Consider the following 20,466-nt stretch of genomic DNA (forward strand, 5'->3'; position numbering starts at 1 on the left):
GACCGAGTGAGCTTCTGGGAGTACGTCGGCACCCGGCACGCCCAGCTGCTGACCGATACGTATCAGCACGCCAGCGCGGTCTTCCAGTGCATGGTGCTCGCCACCGTGCTGGGGGTCCTCATCGGCGTGCTGACCTATCGCAGCGAATGGGCGGGCAATCTCGCCACCACCTCGACCGCGACCATTCTGACCATCCCCTCCCTGGCCCTGATCGGTCTGCTGATCCCGATCGTCGGCCTGGGCGTCCCCCCGACGGTGATCGCGCTGACCCTGTACGGGCTGCTGCCGGTGGTCCGCAACGCCATCGTCGGACTGCGCGGGGTGGACCCGGACCTGGTCGACGCGGCCAGGGGCATCGGGATGTCCCGCACCTCCCAGCTCCTGCGCGTCGAACTCCCGCTGGCCTGGCCGCCGATCCTCACCGGCATCCGGGTCGCCACCCAGATGCTGATGGGCATCGCCGCCATCGCCGCCTTCGCCTCCGGCCCCGGCCTGGGCAACGAGATCTTCCGCGGGATCGCCTCGCTGGGCAGCGCCAACTCCCTCAACCAGGTGCTCTCCGGCACCGTCGGGATCGCCATCCTCGCTCTTCTCTTCGACGCCGCATACGTCCTGATCGGACGCCTGACCATCTCCAGGGGGATCCGTGCCTGAGACGCCAGAGAACGCCGCCACCACCGGGGCGAGGATCCATCTGGAGAACCTGACGAAGCTCTACCCGGGGAACCCCGTCCCCGCGGTGGACAACGTCGACATGGAGATCAAGGCCGGCGAGATCGTGATCCTCGTGGGGCCCTCGGGCTGTGGCAAGTCCACCACCCTGAAAATGATCAACCGGCTGATCGAGCCGACCTCCGGACGGATCCGGATCGGCGACGAGGACGTCACCGACATGGACCCCGTCAAGCTGCGCCGCACGATCGGCTACGCCATCCAGGCCTCAGGCCTCTTCCCGCACATGACGGTCGCGCAGAACATCGCGCTGGTCCCGAAGATGATCGGCTGGTCCAAGTCGAAGATCAAGAACCGGGTCGAGGAGATGCTCGACCTGGTCGGCCTGGACCCCGGCGAATTCCACGGCCGCTATCCCCGCCAGCTCTCCGGCGGTCAGCAGCAGCGCGTCGGCGTGGCCCGCGCCCTCGCCGCCGACCCGCCCGTCCTGCTGATGGACGAGCCGTTCGGCGCCGTCGACCCGATCACCCGCGACCACCTCCAGGACGAGCTGATCCGCCTCCAGCACGAGCTGCACAAGACCATCTGCTTCGTCACCCATGACTTCGACGAGGCCATCAAGCTCGGCGACCGCATCGCGGTGCTCCGCGAGCGCTCGCACATCGCCCAGTTCGACACCCCCGAAGCCATCCTCACCAACCCCGCCGACGACTTCGTCTCCGGCTTCGTGGGCGCGGGGGCGGCGCTCAAGCGGCTGAACCTCACCCGCGTACGCGACGTGGGCGTGGTCGACTTCCCCACCGCCAGGATCGACGACCCGCTGGAGTCCATCTTCGAGCTGATGCGCTCCGGCTCGCACAACGAAATGCTGCTACTGGACCGCAACGGCCGGCCCTACAAATGGCTGCGCCGGGGCGATCTGTCCCGCGCCAAGGGGTCGCTGGCGCGGGCCGGGGCCCCGGTGCAGCACAGCGTGAGCCGGGACGCGACACTGCGCGACGCGCTGGAGGCAGTGCTCACCGACAGCGCGGGCCGGGTCGCGGTCACCGGGCGGCGCGGCGAGTACATCGGCGTGGTCGACATGGAGACGCTGATGAACAACGTCCAGGAGCTGCTGGAGGCGGACCACCTCGAAGCCGTCGAGCACCAGCACCAGCTCCAGGAGCAGCGCGCCCGTCAGACACATCTGGCGCAGGAGGGCGTGGACGGCGCGGACGGCGGCCAGGGGGTCAAGGCATGAGCCCACGCGGCGAGGACAGCCCGCACCGGGACGGGCGGCGCCCGAGCGACCACGAGGCCCTGGCCTTCCGTGACGACGTCGAGATGGAGGAACGGGAGCTGGCGTCCGGTGAGGCGCCCACCCCGTCGGCGCCGTCCGCCCGGCGCCGGATCAGCTGGCAGAAGTGGACCTTCATGCCGGTCTTTCTGGTGGCCGCGCTGCTCGCCACCTGGCTGTGGTTCCGCGGCGCCCGTCTGGACTCCATCGCCCACCAGGCGGTGGACAACGGCAAGGTGTGGATCGCGCTGCGGCAGCACATCCAGCTCACCGTGATCTCCACCTTCTTCGTACTGATCATCGCGATCCCGCTGGGCATCGCGCTGACCCGGTCCAAACTGCGCCGGGCCACCCCGGTCGCCATGGCCTTCGCCAACCTCGGGCAGGCCATCCCGGCCCTGGGTCTGCTGATCCTGCTGGTCATCTGGCTGGGCATCGGAGCCCGTTCGGCGATCGTCGGCATGGTCATCTACGCCGTGCTGCCGGTCCTCGCCAACACCATCGCCGGCCTGCGCGGCATCGACCCGACGCTGACCGAGTCCGCCCGCGGCATCGGCATGTCCCCCACCCTCGTGCTGACCAAGGTGGAACTCCCGCTGGCCGTACCGCTGATCCTGGCCGGCGTCCGCACCGCGCTGGTGCTGAACGTCGGCACCGCGACCCTGGCGACCTTCGGCGGGGGCGGCGGCCTCGGTGACCTGATCTCGGCGGGCATCGTCACCCAGCGCATGCCGGTCCTGATCCTCGGTTCGGTGCTCACCGTGGCGCTGGCCCTGCTGGTCGAATGGCTGGCGTCTCTGGCCGAACTGCTGCTGCGGCCGCGCGGACTGGAGGCGACGACATGAGGGACCACCCGCGTCAGGATCCGCGCCGCCGCCCCGGAAGGCGCCGGGCGGTCCTGCTCGCCACCGCCCTGCTCGTCACCGCCGTGCTCGGCGGATGCGGCCTGGTCAGCGGCAGTGTGATGAGTGACAACGTGCGGCCGGGGCCACAGGCCGGCTACCCGGGCCGGCCGCTCACCGGGGCGCAGCTGACCGTGACCTCGAAGGAGTTCACCGAACAGATCGTCCTCGGCCAGATGATGGGCATCGTCTTCGAGGCGGCGGGCGCCAAGGTCATCGACAAGACCAGCATCCAGGGCTCGATCGGCGCCCGCGAGGCCGTCAAGTCCGGCACGGCGGACGCCGCGTACGAGTACACCGGCACCGGCTGGATCACCTACCTCGGCCACACCAAGCCGATCGTCGATCCGCAGAAGCAGTGGCAGGCGGTCCGCGACGAGGACCGGAAGAACGGCATCGTCTGGCTCCCGGCCTCGACCCTGAACAACACCTACGCGCTGGCGCTGAACTCCGCGAACTGGAAGAAGCTGGGGGTGCGCGACCTCTCGGATGTCGCGGCGCTGTCCCACAAGAAGCCGAGCGCCGTGACGATGTGCGTGGAGAACGAGTTCGCCACCCGCAACGACGGTCTGCCGGGCATGGCGCGGGCGTACGGCATGCAGGTGCCGTCGGCCAATGTCCGCAAGATGACCGGCGGCGTCGTCTACACCGAGACGCAGAAGGGCACCTGTGCGTTCGGCGAGGTCTTCACCACCGACGGGCGGATCAAGGCGATGCATCTGCACGTCCTGGCCGACGACAAGCACTTCTTCCCCAACTACAACGTCGCGCCCGAGATCAACGCCGAGGCCCTGAAGAAGTACCCGGCCATCGCCGAGGTCCTGGCCCCGGTCACCAAGGCCCTCAACAACACCGTCGCCCAGGAGCTGAACCGCAGGGTCGACGTGGACGGCCAGGACCCGCACGAGGTCGCCAAAAACTGGCTGATCCAGGAGGGGTTCATCAAGGAGGGGTGAGGCAGGGGCGGCGCGGCGCAGACGGGAGCGGCGGAACGCGGGCGGTGGCGCCGCTCAGCAGCTGGGAACCTTGCCCCCGGCCCGCAGGGCCTTCAGGGCGTCCACCGCGCCGTCGAGCGTCGTGACCGGGACCAGCCGCATCCCCTTCGGCAGCTCCGCCCGCGCGTCCGTGCACTCCTTGCGCGGGACCAGGAAGACCGAGGCGCCGTCCCGGTGCGCGGCCTGGGTCTTCAGCGGGACCCCGCCCACCGCGCCGACCTTGCCACCGGCGGTGATGGTCCCCGTACCGGCGATGGTGCGCCCGCCGGTCAGGTCGTGGCCCGCACCGTCGCCGTCCAGCTTGTCGACGATGCCGAGGGCGAACATCAGTCCGGCGCTGGGTCCGCCCACGTCCGCGAGGCTCAGCTTCACCTTGATGTCCTTGGCGGACTTGCCGAGCCGCCCGAGCGCGGCGCTGGTGGCGGTGTCCTGGGACTCCTCCATCTGCTTCGCGTTGTGCTCGGCGATCTCCTCGGTGTTCTCCCCCACCGGGTAGACCGCCTCCCGCGGCATCACGGCCTCGTCCGTGCTCAGCCACCCCTTGAGGATGTCCGGCAGATGGACCGAGGCGTCCGGGCCGGTGGCGACGATCGAGGTCATGCGCAGCTGCCCGCTCGTCTTACGGGTCCCGGCGCCGGTGATGGTGATCACCGGCTTGCCCTTGTCGTTGCCGAGGACGTTCGCCGTCATGCCCGGATAGGCGACCGAATACGGCAGCGGGGCGAACGCCGCGGCGAGGATGAGGGCGAGAACGAGGGCGGCGCAGAAAGCCAGGGCGCGGGTGCGTGAGGACACTCCGCCACCCTAATTGACAGCCGCTCCAACAGAGCCTCAAGGCGCTGTGGCCTCACGACACGGCCACCGCCCCTTCACACCCCGTGACCCCGGGCGCACCCACGGCCTCAGCGCAGCGCCTCCGACACCTCCCGGGCCGCGTCCACCACCCGCGGTCCGATCCGCTCGGAGACGGTGTCCGCGAGCATCACCACGCCCACGCTCCCCTCGATGCCGCTCACCCCGAGCAGCGGCGCCGCCGCGCCGCTCGCGCCGGCCTCCAACTCCCCGTGCGTCAGGGCGAGTCCGGCGTCCTGGGTGCGGCCCTGCCGGGCCTTGAGGATCGCCCGCCCGGCGGCGCCCCGGTCCAGCGGATGACGGAACCCCGCCCGGTAGGCCACGTGGTAATCGGTCCAGGTCGGCTCCACCACGGCGACGGCCAGCGCTTCCGTACCGTCGACGAGGGTGAGGTGCGCGGTGGCCCCCACGTCCTCGGCGAGCGACCGCAGCGCGGGCAGTGCGGCCTCTCTGACCAGCGGATGCACCTGACGGCCCAGGCGCAGCACGCCCAGACCGACCCGGGCCCGGCCACCTATGTCGCGGCGCACCAGAGCGTGCTGCTCCAGCGTGGCCAGCAGACGGTAGACCACGGTGCGGTTGACGCCGAGCTTGTTGGAGAGCTCGGTGACGGTCAGCCCGTGGTCGGTGTCGGCAAGCAGTTTGAGGACGCGCAGCCCTCGGTCGAGGGTCTGGGAGGTCTCTGCGGTCACGACGCCTCCTGGGTGAGTGGCGGCACTCGGACGCGACGCGCTACGAGGGTCCCGGAGCAGCGCGCGCTAGAGGCCGCCGGCCGCATGGCACCGGCTGCGCTCCGCGGCGGCGCTGCCACGGGGCGTGTGCGTGAGCGGGACAGTAGCGAGCCAGTCCGGTGAGCGGAAGAGTCCGTCCAGAATCCGGGCTTTCCCGCCCGGAATATCCCTGTAGGTCCGCTCACAACGGCCCGTTGTGTTTCAGGTTGGGCTACAGCGCCATCCGGGCGTTATGGGAATGCGTCACTCCGCTTCGCCCCGTCGTAGGAGAGGGGGGAGAACGAGCGGGGCGAGAACGAACGGGGGGAGGGAACGACCGAGAGGAACGACCGAGGGGAACGACCGAGGGGAACGAACGAGCAAGGGGCGGCGCGCCGCAACCGGCACACCGCCCCTACGCGCCACAGGCGGACTCACTTCATCCGCGTGGCCCACTCCCGTACCTTCTTGATCCGCTCACCCAGCTGCCCGGCGGTGGCCTCCGCGCTCGGCGGCCCGCCGCACACCCGCCGCAGCTCGGTGTGGATCACACCGTGCGGCTTCCCGCTCTGGTGGACATACGCCCCCACCAGCGTGTTCAGCTGCTTCCTGAGCTCCAGCAGCTCCTTGTGCGTGACCACGGGACGCCGCTCGGCCGGCAGCTCCAGCAGATCCGCCTCCGCATCCGGCCGCTTCTTGCTGTGGGCGATCTGCCGCGCCTGCCGCTTCTGGAGCAGCATCTGCACCTGGTCGGGCTCCAGCAGTCCGGGGATGCCGAGGTAGTCCTGCTCCTCCTCGCTGCCCGCGTGGGCCTGCATCCCGAACTCGGCACCGTCGTAGAGCACCCGGTCGAAGACCGCCTCCGACTCCAGCGCCTCGAACGAGAACTGCTCCTGCTCGCCGGTGTCCTCGTCCTGCTCCTTGTTCGCCTCCTCCATCTCCTTCTCGGATTCGGCGTACGGGTCCTCCTCCCCGTCCTTCTTCGGCTTGTCGAGGACGTGGTCGCGCTCGACCTCCATCTCGTTGGCGAAGCCGAGGAGCATCGGGACGGTGGGCAGGAAGACGGAGGCGGTCTCGCCGCGCTTGCGGGAGCGCACGAAGCGCCCGACGGCCTGCGCGAAGAACAGCGGCGTCGAGATCGTGGTGGCGTACACCCCGACCGCCAGCCGCGGCACGTCCACCCCCTCGGACACCATCCGGACCGCGACCATCCAGCGGTCCTGGGAGTACGCGAAGTCGTCGATGCGCTGCGAGGCCCCGGAGTCGTCGGACAGGACGAGGGTGGCGCCCTCGCCCGTGATCTCCCGGATCAGCTTGGCGTACGCCCGTGCCTGCTCCTGGTCGGAGGCGATCACCAGCGCCCCGGCGTCCGGGATGGACTTACGGACCTCGCTCAGCCGCTGGTCGGCGGCGCGCAGCACATTGGGCATCCACTCGCCGCGCGGATCCAGCGCGGTACGCCAGGCCTGCGAGACCGCGTCCTTGGTCATCGGCTCGCCGAGCCGGGCCGCGATCTCGTCGCCCGCCTTCGTCCGCCAGCGCATGTTGCCGCTGTAGGAGAGGAAGATGACCGGCCGGACGACGCCGTCGCCCAGCGCGTTCCCGTATCCATAGGTGTAGTCGGCGGAGGAACGCCGGATGCCGTCGTTGCCCTCCTCGTACGTCACGAACGGAATCGGGTTGGTGTCGGACCGGAAGGGCGTACCGGTCAGCGCGAGCCGCCGGGTGGCCGGCTCGAAAGCCTCCAGGCACGCCTCGCCCCATGACTTCGAGTCACCGGCGTGGTGGATCTCGTCGAGGATGACCAGCGTCTTGCGCTGCTCGATCCGGTTGCGGTGCAGCATGGGCCGTACGCCCACACCGGCATAGGTGATCGCGACGCCGTGGTACTCGCGGCCCAACGGCCCCGCGCTGTACTCCGGGTCGAGCTTGATCCCTATCCGCGCCGCCGCCTCCGCCCACTGCTTCTTCAGATGCTCGGTCGGTGCGACGACAGTCACCTGCTGCACGACGTGGTGGTGCAGCAGCCACGAGGCGAGCGTGAGCGCGAACGTCGTCTTGCCGGCTCCGGGCGTCGCGACGGCGAGGAAGTCTCTCGGCTGGGTCTGGATGTAGCGGTCCATGGCCGCCTGCTGCCAGGCACGCAGCTTGTTCGCGGTACCCCAAGGGGCCCGTCCCGGGAAGGCCGGGGACAGATGATGGTTATTGGTGGCGCTGGTGGTGGTAGTCACGGTCTCCGTCGGCTGAACTCGGCGATCGGCAACCGCGTCAGCCTACCCGTGCGCCGGTTCACGCTCCGGGGTTACGACGCCGGGTCACCCCGGGGTGGGACCGAGGTCACAGTCGCCATCCGGCCCTGGATGCCGGTGGTTCCCGTGGTGGGGGCGGTGCCGCGGCCGTCGGCGCCGCTCCCTCAACCCCGCTCCGGCCGCAACCGGGTTGTTACACCGGCGCCCGCCAGCGCCACCACCGCCATCGCCGCGAACACGGCCGCGAAGGCCGCCGGATGACTCACCGAACCGGCACCGGCGGCGGCCGCGGGCCCGTCCACCGCGATCGAGCCACCGCCGAACGCCACGAACAGCACACCGCTGAGGCCGACGAAGGTGACATTGCCCAGTGCGTCCGACATCTGGAGGGACGCGGAGTTGCTGCCCGCCTCCTGCGGCCGGGACAGCTTCAGCAGCAGGACGCCGCCACTGGAGATGTTCAGGCCCATGCCGAACCCCCCGACCGTCCAGCCCGCCGCGACGATCGCGGCCGGCACGCCGTCGAGCAGGGCCAGCGGCACCGTCACGATGGCCGCCGCCAGGAGGACCATCCCCAGGCCCATCAGCCGCTCCCGGTACGGCTCCATCCGCGGCCTGCTCTGGACGTACGAACCGAGCGCCCAGGTCAGTCCGCCGCCGGTGAGGGAGAGGCCGGCGAGGGTGGCGGACAGTCCGCGCTGGGTCACCAGCATCAGCGGGATGAAGCTCTCGGCGGCGACCAGCGCGCCCGCGGCCAGCCCACGCATCAGCACCACGCTCGGCAGACCGCGCGCCGCCCGGAACGTGCCGCGGGGCAGCAGCCGCACGATGCCCGGTACCAGCAGGGCCAGTCCGGCGCCCGCGGGCAGCAGCGCGAACCAGGCCGGATGCTGGCCCGCGTACTGGAGCAGGCAGGCGCCCACGGCGACGGCCAGCGCGAGCAGACAGCGCCGGTTGCCCAGCACCTGCCGCGCGCCGCCGCGCGGGCCGGGCGGTGTACGGGGCAGCTTGCGCAACGCGGGCAGCATCACCGCGAGCGGCAGCAGTATCAGGAGGGGGATGGCGAGGAAGACCCAGCGCCAGCCGAGCTGTTCGGTGACGGCCCCCGCGACCAGCGGACCGACGATCACCGGCACCACCCAGGCCGCCGAGAACGACGCCATGATCGACGGGCGCAACCGCTCGGGATAGGCACGGCCGACGACCACATACAGCGATACCACCACCAGCCCGCCGCCGATGCCCTGCACCCCGCGGCCGGCGATGAACATCCCCATGCTCGGGGCACCGCCCGCCACCAGCAGCCCCACCCCGAACGCGGCGATCCCGCCGAACAGCGGTCCGAGCGGGCCGCGCCGGTCGCTCCACTCCCCCGCGAGCGCCATCGCGAACAGGCTCGCCGTGAAGAAGGCGGAGAAGGCGAAGGCGTACAGACCGATGCCGTCCAGGGCGCGGGCGGCGACGGGCATCGCGGTGTTCACGGCACTCGCCTCGAAGGCGACGACCGAGACGACGGAGATGATCCCGAAGGTGAGCGCGCGGTGGGCACGGCCGAGGATGCCGGCGCCATCGGGCGCGTCGCCGGGGGGCGCGGAGTGGGTCGGGTGGGTGGTGGTGGCGGCGACGACGGTGCTGGTGGCGGAGTCGGGGGCGGGGGCAGCGGGGGGATCGATCTCGGCGCCGGGGTCGGGGTCGGCGCCGCGGGGGCGGTCAGCGGTCATCGAGCCAGCGTAAGGGCCGTATGGCGGCTGTGCCCCTGTCGGGAGACGGGGATCGGGTCGGTCGTCGGTCCTACGTCGCGGTGGCCGTCGGTCCTGCGCCGCGGTGGTCGGCGATGCCTCGCGGTGGCCGGCGCGGCTCTCCCTCGCCTCCGACGCCGCGCGCCCCTTCGTCGTCGTTGCCGCGAGTTCTCCTTGCCGCACGCCGGGCAAGCTGTCCGTATGCCGCACTTCCGTACATACGACGATGTCGAGCTCCACTACCGCGTCCTCGGACCGGCCGACTCGCCCCTGCCGCCCCTGGTGTGCCTGGCCGGCGGCCCCGGGCGGGACGCCGCGTACCTGGGCGACCTCGGCGGGATGGCCGCACACCGGCAGCTGATCATCCCGGACAGCCGCGGCACCGGCGACTCCCCGTCCGCCGCCGACCCGTCCCGCTATGCCTTCCCGCAGCTCTCCGAGGATGTCGAAGCGCTCCGCGAGCACCTGGGCCTGGAGCGGTTCGCGCTGCTCGCGCACGACGCGGGTGCCGCGGTCGCGCAGGCGTACGCGGCGGGGCATCCGCAACGGCTGAGCCGGCTGGTGCTGGTCTGCCCCGGCTCCCGTCTCCAGGGCGAACTTCCCGACGACGCACAGGAGATCTTCGCGTCGCGGGCGCACGAGGAGTGGTGGCCGCAGGCTTCGGCGGCCGTACAGCAGCTGGCCGACGCGTCCGATCTGAGCGAAGTACGGGAGCTGCTGTTCGCCGCGGCACCGCTCGCCTACGGACGGTGGGACGAGCCGCAGCGGGCCCATGCCGCCACGGAGGGCGAGCAGTTGGGGCCGGTACCCCGGGCCGGGTTCTGGCAGGGCGTGGACGAGCAGCTGCGGACGGCGCTGGCGGCCGGGCTGCGGGAGGTGACCTGCCCGGTGCTGGTGGTGACCGGTGACCGGGACGCGGTGACCGGTATGCGGGCGGGCGAGCTGGTGGCCGCGTCGTTCCCGGACGCGCGGGTGCGGCAGCTGCACGAGGTGGGCCACTACCCATGGGTGGATGCACCGGAGATGTTCGGACCGGTGGTGGAGGAGTTCCTGCACACGGCCTGAGGGACGGCTTGAGGGACGACGCCTTGAGGGACGACGCCTTGAGGGACAGGGGCGCCCACCGGAGCCCCACCGGAGCCCCGCCCCGACGGCACAGGCCCGGCTTCATGAACGGCATGTTGCCCCCTGTTGCCCCGCATGACAGCTCCATGGCACCCCGCCCCGTCCCCTTGCCGGACACCCCACTCGGCGGCCTACAGTCGGGATCAGCACAGCAACCCGGCCGTGTGCCCGAGTGGTTTAGGGACTCGCCTGCAAAGCGAGTTACGTGGGTTCGATTCCCGCCACGGCCTCCAACGCCCCTGCACAGGCTGCAAGTAGGGAGGCTCTCCCAACGGAGGGCCTCCCTCACCGCAATCCCTATGACGATCCCCCGGAACGCAACCAACCCGCCGGGGCGAGCGGGGATTTGCCATTAAATCCCAACTGACACCCGGCGGGCGGGACAAGCCGTCCTCTGGCGGACTTCGTCACTGCGGGATGCACACCTTGCTCGACACGACCCGACCCGTGGCGGAGTCGAACCTCTCAGTCGTGAAGCACCTCGGCGGCTTCTCCCTCTGGTTATCCCTCTGGTTGTTATCCCGCTGGTTATTCCTCTGGTTCTGACCGCACCTGCCCGGGTGGCGATCGCACCAGCTTCTGTTCGGTGAGTCAGAGGAGGCGGCTACCGTTCGCTCTTGGGAAACTGCACTAGCCATCGGGGCTGCTGTTGAAAAGGCAATTGCCGACGCTGCGCAACAGGCGCCAAGGACTCCGGCTATTCGCCGCCACATTTTGCTGGCCATGGCAACGGCTCCATCTCTTGGGAAATATTCCTGAACGTGCTGTAATTCCAGGCTCCACCTACGCTTCACGGCCCGCAAGCTGGCTTCGCTGGACCCAATACAGCTGTCTCGTAAGGCAAGTATGCGACTTCATCTAAAGACGCACCCCGGCCGGCACTCCGGCAACGGCTCACGTCCTGAGCCTGGCAATCACCGGCTCCTGCACGGAGAGAGAGAAGGAAATCAGCGTCAGGCACACGGAGTTGGTGTCGGCCTGTGCACAAGTGGCAGGCAGCGCGCCGCGTACCCTTGCGGCGTGACGATGCACAAGACCGTAAACGTGAGTGTTGACGCGATGCTTGCGGACCTCAGGACACTCGTCGAAATCGAGTCTCCCTCGCGCGATCTCCACGCCTTGACGGCCTCGGCCGAAGCCGTCGCCGCCGTCATCGAGAGCCGTCTGGGCGGGCGGTCCAACCTCATTGCGAGCGACGCCGGGCCGCACGTCCACTGGTCGGCCGGTGGCGATCCCGCAGTGCTGATCCTCGGTCACCATGACACGGTGTTTCCCCTCGGCACCCTTGAACGGCGCCCGTTCACGGTCGAAGACGGGCATGCCACCGGCCCCGGGGTCTTTGACATGCTGGGCGGTCTGGTGCAGGCCATTCACGGCCTGGCGACGCTCGATGACCGGTCGGGCGTCGAGATCCTGGTGACCGCCGACGAAGAGGTCGGCTCCCGCTCCTCCCGAGCCCTCATCGAAGAACGAGCCCTTGCCTGCGGCGCGGTACTGGTGTGCGAGGGCGCTGCCGAGGGCGGCGGCCTGAAGACCGGCCGTAAAGGCTGCGGCACGTTCCAAGTCTCCGTCACGGGCCGGGCGTCGCACGCAGGCCTTGAGCCCGCGGCCGGGGTCAACGCCCTGATCGAGGCCTCCCACCAGGTACTGGATATCGCAGCGCTCGACAGGCCCGACATCGGCACGACCGTCACCCCGACCGTCGCGTCCGCAGGAACCCTGGACAACGTCGTTCCCGCGGAGGCGACCGTCATCGTCGACGTCCGGGTCGAGTCGGCCGACGAGAAGGACCGCATCGAAGCGGCGTTCGCGGGACTGGCTCCGCATCTCGACGAGGCGGAGATCGCGGTTCAGGGAGCCGTCAGCCGGCCCCCGATGCCCGAGTCGGCGGCGGCAGAACTCTTTGCGGTGGCACGGCGACTGCTTCCCGGCATCGAAGGCATGGCAGTCGGCGGCGGAAGCGACGGCAACTTCACGGCCGCGCTGGGGGTGCCCACCCTCGACGGCCTCGGAGCAGTCGGGGGCGGCGCCCACGCCGACCACGAGTATCTGGTGATCGGCGCCATGGCCGAGCGGGCGGACCTTGTTGCCGGGCTGGTGCACGCGCGGCAGAACGCAGCGGAGAAGGAGAGCCTGCGCGACCTGTGAGCGCCCACGCCGTCGGGCGCTGCGGTCGCGCACCGCGGTCACGAACTGCGGTCACGCACTGCGGTCACGAACCTTCAGCCCCAGATCAGCCGGGACCCACCCCAACCAACCCAGCCCGAGTCCCGGCCCGCCCCGCACCGGCCTCCCCCACCCCCTCCTACTGCTGCACCACCTGCGCCACCGCCGCCTGCGGGCGGATCGGGAGGCGGCCGATGGGGCGGCCGGTGGCGGCGCGGACAGCGGAGGCCACGGCGGCCGGTGAGGTGACGACCGGGATCGCGCTGGCGGGCTTGGCGCCGAAGGGGGCGATCACGTCCCGTTCCTCGACGAGCTTGACGATGCGGATGTCCGGAGCGTCGAGGGCGGTCGGCAGCGCATAGCCGGTCAGGTCGGGATGGCGGACCTGACCGCGGGTGGTGCGCAGGTTCTCCATCAGGGCGGCGCCCAGGCCCTGGGTGACGCCGGCCTCGATACGGGCCCGCAGCTGGCGGGGGTTGAGCACCCGGCCCACGTCCTGGGCGACGGTCATCTCCACGACCCGGATGGTGCCCAGCTCGATGTCGACATCGGCGACGCAGCGGATCGCGCAGAAGGCGAGCCCCACGAACGCATCGCCCTGGCCGCCCTCGTCCAGCGGCTCGGTCGGGTGCGGACGGCACTGGGCGGTCGCCCACAGTTCCTTGCCGTCCAGCGCCTCGGCGACGGTGGTGCTGAGCACCCCGTCGTACGACGTGATCTTGCCGTCGTTGATCTGGAGCAGCTCGTGGGACATCCCGAACTTGTGGGCCAGCGGCTGCAACAGCTGCGTACGGACCATCTTGGCGGCGCGCTCGACGGCTCCACCGGAGACCCAGGTGTGCCGCCCGTGGCAGGCCGGGCCGGCCGGCGGCTGGTCGGTGTCGACGCCCGCGACATGCACTTCTTCGACGCCGAGCGTCTCCTGCACGATCTGCCGCGCCAGCGTGGAGAACCCGGATCCGGTCTCGACGGCGGCGCAGATGACGGTGGCGACCGAGCCGCTGACCTTGACGGTCGCGGTGGAGACCTCGTCGGTGCCCTCCGCGCCGAGCATGTGCACCATGCCCAGCGCGTAGCCGACGCCGCGGCGCACCGCGCCCGGCTCGCCCGCACCCTCGGGGCCGCCCGGCAGCAGCCACTCCGCTTCGGGCGCGTCCTTGGGCAGCTCGGGAAGCGGCGCTTCCTTGACGGCGTGCAGGAGTTCGGCGACCGGAGCCGGACAGGTCACGGTCTGCCCCGTGGGCAGCAGATCGCCGGTGGCCATGACATTGCGCAGCCGGATCTCGGCGGGCTCCAGGCCCAACCGGGCGGCCAGCTTGTCCATCTGGCCCTCGTAGGCGGCGCAGACCTGCATCGCGCCCTCGCCGCGCACATGGCCGGACGGCGGGTTGTTGGTGCGCACCGCCCAGCCGTCGACGACGGCGTGCGGGACGACGTACGGGCCGCAGGAGAAGGAGACGGCGGCGGCGAGCGCATCGGCGGAGGTGTCGGCGTAGGCGCCGGCGTCCATGAGGATCTGCGCCTCCACCTTGAGCAACTTGCCGTCGGCGTCCGCGTGGTGGCGGTAGCGCAGCAGCGTGGGGTGGCGGTGGGCGTGCGAGAGGAAGGACTCCTCGCGGGTGGCGGCGAGCTTGACGGGGCAGCCCGTACGCAGCGCCAGCAGGCCGAGCGGCAGCTGGATGCCGGGGTCCTCGCGGTCGGCGGTGGCACCGGGCACGCCGGTCACCACGACCTTGACCTGCTCCGGTTCCAGGCCGAAGGAGGCGGCGGCCAGATCACGGTCGGTGTGCGGGTCCGTGGAGGCGGTGTAGATCTCCACGCCGCCATCGGGGCGCGGCACCGCGAGCCCGGCCTCGGCCCCGATGGGCGCCGGGTCCTGGCGGCCGATCCGGTAGAGCCCCTCGACCATCACCTCGCCCACGACATCGGGGTCGCCGAAGCGGAGCGGGATGTGCCGGATGAGGTTGCCGTCCGGGTGCAACGGCTCCGCCTCGAAAGCCAGTTGGGGGTCGGTGACCGCCTCCTGGATCTCGTACTCGACGGCGATGGCGGCGGCGGCCAGCCGCGCCGTGTCGGGGTGGTCGGCGGCCACCGCGGCGATCGGCTCGCCGTGGTGGCGGACCTCGTCCTTGGCGAAGACCGGGCGGTCGGCGGTGCCCCGGCCGTGCCCCGCGTCACCGGGAACGTCCTCGTGTGTGACGACGACCCGGACGCCCGGCATCTCCTCGGCCTGCTTGGTGTCGAGGGACAGGATCCGCGCGCGCGGGTGCGGTGAGCGCAGCACCGCGGCCCACAACAGCCCCTCGGCCCACAGGTCGGCGGCGTACGGGAAGGTGCCTTCCGTCTTGGCCGACGCGTCGGCGGGCGGCAGGGAGACGCCCAGGCCGTGCGCCGGCTGCTCGTCGGGGATCTGGACGCCCGCCGCAGGGGTCGCGGTGACGGCACCTGCGCCATCGGACGTGCCACTCATGCGGAGCCTCCCGTGTGCGGATCCTGGTCGTGCGGGGCGTGGCCCGTGGGGTCGGAGGGGCCCGCCTGGTGGGGGATACGGGCGGTGTCCGGCGGCGCCGCCCCCTCGGCGTCGTCCGCCGGGGCGTAGGCGGCCTCCGCGGCCTCCGCGGCCGCCGCGCGGGCCTTGACGACCTCGTCGACGGCGTCCAGCACGCCCCGGTAGCCGGAGCAGCGGCAGAGGTTGCCGCACAGCGCCTTACGGGTCTCCAGCTCGCTGGGGGCGTGGTTGCCCTCCAGGAGGTCGTGGACGGTCATCGCCATCCCCGGTACGCAGAAGCCGCACTGCACCGCACCGGAGGCGGCGAGCGCGCACTGCACGTCGGAGGGCACACCGTTCTCCGCGAGCCCCTCGACCGTACGGACCTCACTGCCGGCGGTGGTGGCCGCGGGCACCAGGCAGGACGCCACCAGCCGCCCGTCCACCTGGACGGAGCAGGCCCCGCACTCGCCCTGCGAACAGCCGTCCTTGGCACCGGCCAGGCCGAGCCGCTCGCGCAGCACATAGAGCAGGGACTCACCGATCCAGGCGTGGGTGACCGGGCGGTCGATGCCGTTCACCCGCAGGACGTAGGAGGCGGCGGGGTGTTCGTCGTGGGTGTCGATGCCGGGGTCGTCCGCGAGGTCCGAAACGGATGCGGAAGCGGAGGCGGATGCGGAGGCGGCGTCGACGAGCTCGGCGGAGCCCCCGGTGTCGGCGGAGCCCCCGGTGTCAGCGGAGCCCCCGGTGTCAGCGGAGCCCCCGGGATCGGCGGAGCCCTCGGCGTCGGCGGGGCCCCCGTTACCGGTGGCTCCGGCACCCTCGGTGGGCTCCGCCCGGCCGGCGATGCCGGCACGACGGAGTCCGTCGGCTCTCTCGTCCGTCCCGGCGCTCTCATTCGTCCCGGCGCCCTCGTCCGCCCCGGCATCCTCGCCGACGTGTCCGGCACCCGCCGGACCCGCGAGGTCGTCGGGGCCGGTGGGCCGACCGGACTCGGTGTGCTCGCCGTGCTTCACGCGCTCCGGGAAGGCGGCCGCGAGGCCGTTGGCACCCGGTCCGGCAGACGAGGCGGATGAAACGGGCGAGGAGGAGGCCCCAGGCGCAACGGGCCCGCCCGTGTCGGTGAACGCGAACTCGCCCGAATCGTCCTGCTGTTCACCCTCGGCCCCCGGGATCGTCCACCCGCCGGTGCCGTGCGCGTCCGCCGCCCCGTCGGGCCGCTCCGGCGCCTCGTGGTGCTGCGCCGCCTCGTGGTGCTGCGGCGCCCCGTCGTGCGGCGGCTGCGCCGCCTCCGGGGCCGGCGGCCACTGGGCCAGTGCGTCGGCCGGCAGCGACCAGTGTCCGGTCGCCGCGCCGGCGGCGCCGTTCAGACCGCCCGCGCCCGTCCCGTACGGGTCGCCGCCCGACGGGCCACCGTCGCCGGGCAGTTCACCGTCCGGCTCGGCACCGCGGTCCGGCAGGCCGCTCTCCTGCGCGTCGTGTGCGTCGTGCGCATACGGATCGCGCGCGTGAGCGAAGGGATCGTGCACCGCTCCGCCGTGCGAGGCATCGCGCGAGGCCTCATGCGGCGCCGCGGAGTGTGGTTCCGGGCCGCCCGTGGCGTTCAGCCCGGCGCTGAAGTTCCAGTGACCGGTCCCGGCGGCCTCGCCGCTGTCCGCCGTGCCCCCGGCGCCGTCGTACGCACCGGCGCCCGGGTACCCGCCCTGATAACCGGCGGCGCCCCCGGGGCCCGTGAAGCCCGGATGCCCGGGATGACCCGAGTGACCGGGATGCCCCGAGTGACCGGGGTGGCCCGGATGGCCGCCCGTAAGTCCCGTATACCCCGTCAGTCCGTCGTCGCCGAGCAGGTATTCGCCGGATTCCTCCAGGCCGTCGTCCGCCGCCGCGGGGACCGACCAGGTACCGGTGCCACCCGCCTCCTGGCTGCCCGCGACGGGCCAGTCCACCGGGTCGCCGTGCCACGACCGGGCTCCCTCGGGAGCGTCGCCGTGGTAGCCCGTGGACGGGCCGTGGTGGCCCGCATGCTCCGCCTGGGCCGGGTATCCGGCGGACGGGTCGGCGTAGCCGGCCGAGTGGTCCGCGAAGGGCATCGTCCACTGGCCCGTGGCCGCCGGATCGGCACCCTCGTCCGTAGCCGGCGACGTGGGGTCGTGCGGGGTGAAGGAGGCCGGCGGGGTGTAGCCGTGGCCGGGTGCGGCGAGCGGCTCGGTGCCCGGGGTGCCGTACCGGGGCGAACCGCCTCCGTAGACCCCGGTGGTGAACCCTTCCGGGAGCTGTACGAAGGCCGTCGCCTCCGACTCGTACTCGCCGCCCTGCGGCAGCGGCTGCCAGCCCTGATCGGGGTGCGGCTGGTACGGATGACGGTTGTCGTCGCTCACGAGAGCGCCCTCCCAAGTGCGCGGCGGGCCAGGGCTGCCACCGTACGGCGCAGGTGCAGTGCGGCCGGCGGCAGGGTGGCCGGTTCCGAACCGTCCTCGGGCGGTGCCGGGTCCGGGATGCAGGCGGCGGCGACATAGTCACCGAAGGCCGTCAGTGCCTCGGGCACCAGGCCGCGTTCGCCGTCCCAGTCGATGAGCGAGGCCACCCACTGTTCGGCCTCCAGGGGGCGCAGCGGCATGGCGGCGACCGCGCCCACCGCGCAGCGCACGCCGCGCCTGGCCGGGTCCAGGACGAGCGCCACGGAGGCGGTGGCCCGGCCGGGGCCGGTGCGGCCGGTGGCCTTGAGGAAGGTCTGCGGGGCGTGCAGCAGCGGCACCCGTACGAAGCCGACGAGTTCGCCGGGGTTCAGCATCTCCCGGCCGGCCAGGAGATGGCTGACCGGGATCTCGCGGCGGCCGCCCCCGGGGCCGGCGATGATCACCGTGGCTTCGAGGGCGGCGAGCACCGGGAGGGTGTCGCCCGTGGGCGCGGAGGTCACGATGTTGCCGCCGAGGGTGCCTGCGTTGCGGACCTGCGGCGGGCCGGCCGCGCGGGCGGCGGCGGCGAGGCCCGGGATCAGGGCGGCGAAATCGGGGCGTCCCATACGGGCGAGGGTGAGGCCGGCGCCGAGCAGCGCATGGCCGTCCAGGTACTGCCAGCCGCGGATCTCGCTGATCCGGCCGAGGCCCACCAGGGCTGCGGGTCTGAGGAGTCCGGCGTTGACCGCCGCCATGAGATCGGTGCCGCCTGCGACGGGCACGGCGGCAGGCATGGCCGTGAGCGCCGCCACCGCCTCGTCGAGCGAGGCCGGCAACGTCACCGTGTGCGACGCGTGCGGTGCGTGCGTGGTCAAGCCAGCTGCCCCTTCCCCGGTGTCCCGGCAGTTCCGCTCCGCCGTACGGTACGTGCTCCCAGCCCGGACGTGGCAACTCTGGCACATCTTCCCGGGCCCTCGGCGCGAGGGTCCGCGAACCGGCGATCCGTCCCCGGACAGGGCGCTGGTCCGGTTTCGTCCGCCGCCGGCCGTGCGGGAATTGCGGTGTGGCGCGTCGGCGGAGGAGTCCGGCGTCGCGCACACCGTCGGTACGGCAATGCCGCCCGGTACGGCGGCACAGCGGTGCGGGGGGACCGCCGTACCGCACCACCGTCCCAGGGTCCGGCCGCGCGAGCGCCCTCCTTGCACCGGGGCTCACACGTTTGGGGGCGCCCCGTCGATCGGGCGTCCGAGCACGCCGGGCCGTTTCTGCCAGGGCAGGGGGCCGCCGGGCGGGCGGTAGTCGACACCGAGGGCGTCGAGGCGGGCGTAGTGGACGGCCATCCGCCGGGTGAAGTCCTGGTAGTCGCGGTCGGCCGGTGCGGGCAGCCGCGACCAGGCGACCTCGGCGAACGCGGCCAGCCGGGGAAACACCTGGTAGTCGAGGCGCTGCTGACTGTCCATGACCTCGGTCCAGGCATTGGCCTGGGTGCCCAGGACGTGTGCGGCCTGGTCGGCGGTCAGCTCCGGTGGTACCGGCTCGAAGCGGTAGACGTCCTCCAGGGTCCGTACGAAGCCGATCGGCACCGGCTCGTCCGGGGAGTGATGCTGCCGGTGGTCCAAGTACACCTGCTGTTCGGGGCACATCACGACGTCATGGCCGGATTTCGCGGCGGCGATACCCCCGGCGTAGCCGCGCCAGGAGGAGACCGCGGCACCCTCGGCCAGTCCGCCCTCCAGGATTTCGTCCCAGCCGATCAGGCGGCGGCCGCGGTCGGCGAGCCAGCGGTCGAAGTGCCGGATGAACCAGCTCTGGAGCTCGTCCTCACCGGCCAGTGACAGCTCGGCGATCCGCGCCTGGGCGGTGGCGGACGCCTGCCACTGGTCCTTGGGGCACTCGTCGCCCCCGATGTGCACGAAGGGCGAGGGGAAGAGCGCGAGGACCTCCTCGAGCACCTGCTCGTAGAACCGCAGGGTGTTGTCGGTGGGTGCCAGTACGTTGGGGTTGACGCCCCAGGTGTCCCAGACCTTCAGGGAGGTGGTGTCGATGACGTCGGTGTTGCCGAGTTCCGGATACGCGGCGATGGCGGCCTGCGAGTGTCCGGGGATGTCGATCTCGGGCACGACGGTGATATGCCGCTGGGCGGCGTAGGCGACGATCTCGCGGATGTCGTCCTGGGTGTAGTAGCCGCCGTGCGGGCGCTCGTCCCAGAGGGGGGAGGCCCGGTGACCGAGTTTGGTGCGCTCCCGCCAGCCGCCGGTCCCGGTCAGCTTCGGGTAGCGCGCGATCTCGATCCGCCAGCCCTGGTCGTCGGTGAGGTGGAGGTGCAGGACGTTGAGCTTGTGGGCGGCGAGCAGGTCGAGGCAGCGCAGCACCCCGTCCTTGGGCAGGAAGTGCCGTGCGACGTCGAGCAGCATGCCGCGCCAGCCGAAGCGGGGACCGTCCTCGATGGTCTGCTGCGGCAGGACGGCCGCGCGCCCGGGGGCGAGCGGCGCCCGGCGGAAGGCGTGCGGGCCGAGGAGCTGCCGCAGCGTCTGCGCTCCCCAGAAGACGCCGGCCGGGCCGCCGCCGGTGATCCGTACGCCCCAGCGGGGCTCGGCCTCCAGCCGGTAGCCCTCCGCGGGGAGGGCCGGGTCGAGGGTGAGCGCAAGGGTGTCCGTCGCCCCGTCGGAGCCGGGCGGCAGCGCCAGGCCGAAGGCCGCGCCGAGGGTGGTGCGCAGCCAGCGCGCGGTGTCCTCGGTGCCGGGTGCGGCCGCCAACGTGGTGTCCGCGCCCAGGCGGACGGCGCTGCGGTAGGGCCCGTCGATGCTCAGGGGCGCCGGGACCAGGCCGCCGCCCGGTGCCGTCGGGGTGGGGTCTGTGTCCGGCATGCCGTCCGTCCTTCACCGTGCCGCCCGGC

General features: G+C 72.0%; 14 protein-coding genes and 1 tRNA gene. 7 read left to right on the forward strand and 8 right to left on the reverse strand.

Annotated features, from left to right (window positions below; translation table 11 throughout):
- Positions 1-6: 6 nt before the first annotated feature.
- From K7C20_RS13935 to K7C20_RS13950, 4 genes are read left to right on the forward strand one after another with little or no spacing between them, the layout of a single operon-like run.
- Positions 7-654 (forward strand): ABC transporter permease, encoded by a 648-nt coding sequence (locus tag K7C20_RS13935; RefSeq protein ID WP_030077433.1) that lies wholly within the window; start codon positions 7-9, stop codon positions 652-654.
- Positions 647-1,912, forward strand: coding sequence for a betaine/proline/choline family ABC transporter ATP-binding protein (locus tag K7C20_RS13940; RefSeq protein WP_053209750.1), 1,266 nt, complete (start codon positions 647-649; stop codon positions 1,910-1,912). The genes K7C20_RS13935 and K7C20_RS13940 overlap by 8 nt, the downstream gene beginning before the upstream one ends.
- A complete protein-coding gene (locus tag K7C20_RS13945; RefSeq protein WP_030077434.1) occupies positions 1,909-2,793 on the forward strand; it encodes an ABC transporter permease in 885 nt (294 codons plus the stop codon). The genes K7C20_RS13940 and K7C20_RS13945 overlap by 4 nt, the downstream gene beginning before the upstream one ends.
- The gene (locus tag K7C20_RS13950; protein WP_030077435.1) at positions 2,790-3,806 is read left to right on the forward strand and encodes a glycine betaine ABC transporter substrate-binding protein; all 1,017 of its coding nucleotides are present in this window, start codon (positions 2,790-2,792) and stop codon (positions 3,804-3,806) included. Before K7C20_RS13945 ends, K7C20_RS13950 begins: the two co-directional genes overlap by 4 nt.
- 54 nt (positions 3,807-3,860) lie before the next feature.
- Here K7C20_RS13950 and K7C20_RS13955 read toward each other — a convergent pair whose 3' ends face one another.
- The 4 genes from K7C20_RS13955 to K7C20_RS13970 form a co-directional block, all read right to left on the reverse strand.
- A complete protein-coding gene (locus tag K7C20_RS13955; RefSeq protein WP_030077436.1) occupies positions 3,861-4,640 on the reverse strand; it encodes a S16 family serine protease in 780 nt (259 codons plus the stop codon).
- Positions 4,641-4,747: 107 nt separating this feature from the next.
- Positions 4,748-5,389, reverse strand: coding sequence for an IclR family transcriptional regulator (locus K7C20_RS13960; RefSeq protein ID WP_030077437.1), 642 nt, complete (start codon positions 5,387-5,389; stop codon positions 4,748-4,750).
- Between the two features lie 452 nt (positions 5,390-5,841).
- The gene (locus K7C20_RS13965; protein ID WP_030077439.1) at positions 5,842-7,638 is read right to left on the reverse strand and encodes a DEAD/DEAH box helicase; all 1,797 of its coding nucleotides are present in this window, start codon (positions 7,636-7,638) and stop codon (positions 5,842-5,844) included.
- 182 nt (positions 7,639-7,820) lie between these two features.
- Positions 7,821-9,377 carry an MFS transporter gene (locus K7C20_RS13970; RefSeq protein ID WP_246655302.1) on the reverse strand — a complete coding sequence of 519 codons (1,557 nt, stop codon included), beginning with the start codon at positions 9,375-9,377 and terminating at the stop codon, positions 7,821-7,823.
- Positions 9,378-9,596: 219 nt separating this feature from the next.
- On the opposite strand from K7C20_RS13970, the gene K7C20_RS13975 reads away from it, so the two are divergent.
- The 3 genes from K7C20_RS13975 to K7C20_RS13985 all read left to right on the forward strand — a co-directional run bounded on the left by K7C20_RS13975 (position 9,597) and on the right by K7C20_RS13985 (position 12,668).
- Positions 9,597-10,460: an alpha/beta fold hydrolase gene (locus K7C20_RS13975; RefSeq protein WP_030077443.1), complete on the forward strand. Its 864-nt coding sequence runs from the start codon at positions 9,597-9,599 to the stop codon at positions 10,458-10,460.
- A 218-nt stretch (positions 10,461-10,678) separates the two neighbouring features.
- A tRNA-Cys gene (locus tag K7C20_RS13980) sits at positions 10,679-10,753 on the forward strand.
- Between the two features lie 793 nt (positions 10,754-11,546).
- Complete coding sequence (locus K7C20_RS13985; RefSeq protein ID WP_078953416.1) at positions 11,547-12,668, forward strand: M20 family metallopeptidase; 1,122 nt, start codon at positions 11,547-11,549, stop codon at positions 12,666-12,668.
- Between the two features lie 157 nt (positions 12,669-12,825).
- Here the strand turns inward: K7C20_RS13985 and K7C20_RS13990 are convergent, their stop codons facing one another.
- The 4 genes from K7C20_RS13990 to K7C20_RS14005 all read right to left on the reverse strand — a co-directional run bounded on the left by K7C20_RS13990 (position 12,826) and on the right by K7C20_RS14005 (position 20,437).
- On the reverse strand, positions 12,826-15,156 hold the full coding sequence (locus K7C20_RS13990; protein ID WP_053209749.1) for a xanthine dehydrogenase family protein molybdopterin-binding subunit: 2,331 nt from the start codon (positions 15,154-15,156) through the stop codon (positions 12,826-12,828).
- Entirely contained in the window at positions 15,153-17,552 is a 2,400-nt protein-coding gene (locus tag K7C20_RS13995; RefSeq protein WP_053209748.1) for a (2Fe-2S)-binding protein, read from the reverse strand. Before K7C20_RS13995 ends, K7C20_RS13990 begins: the two co-directional genes overlap by 4 nt.
- Entirely contained in the window at positions 17,549-18,445 is an 897-nt protein-coding gene (locus K7C20_RS14000; protein ID WP_030077462.1) for an FAD binding domain-containing protein, read from the reverse strand. The genes K7C20_RS13995 and K7C20_RS14000 overlap by 4 nt, the downstream gene beginning before the upstream one ends.
- A 336-nt stretch (positions 18,446-18,781) precedes the next feature.
- Positions 18,782-20,437 (reverse strand): beta-N-acetylhexosaminidase, encoded by a 1,656-nt coding sequence (locus K7C20_RS14005; RefSeq protein WP_053209747.1) that lies wholly within the window; start codon positions 20,435-20,437, stop codon positions 18,782-18,784.
- Between the last annotated feature and the right edge of the window lie 29 nt (positions 20,438-20,466).

The organism is Streptomyces decoyicus (assembly GCF_019880305.1).
GTDB classification, from domain to species: domain Bacteria; phylum Actinomycetota; class Actinomycetes; order Streptomycetales; family Streptomycetaceae; genus Streptomyces; species Streptomyces decoyicus.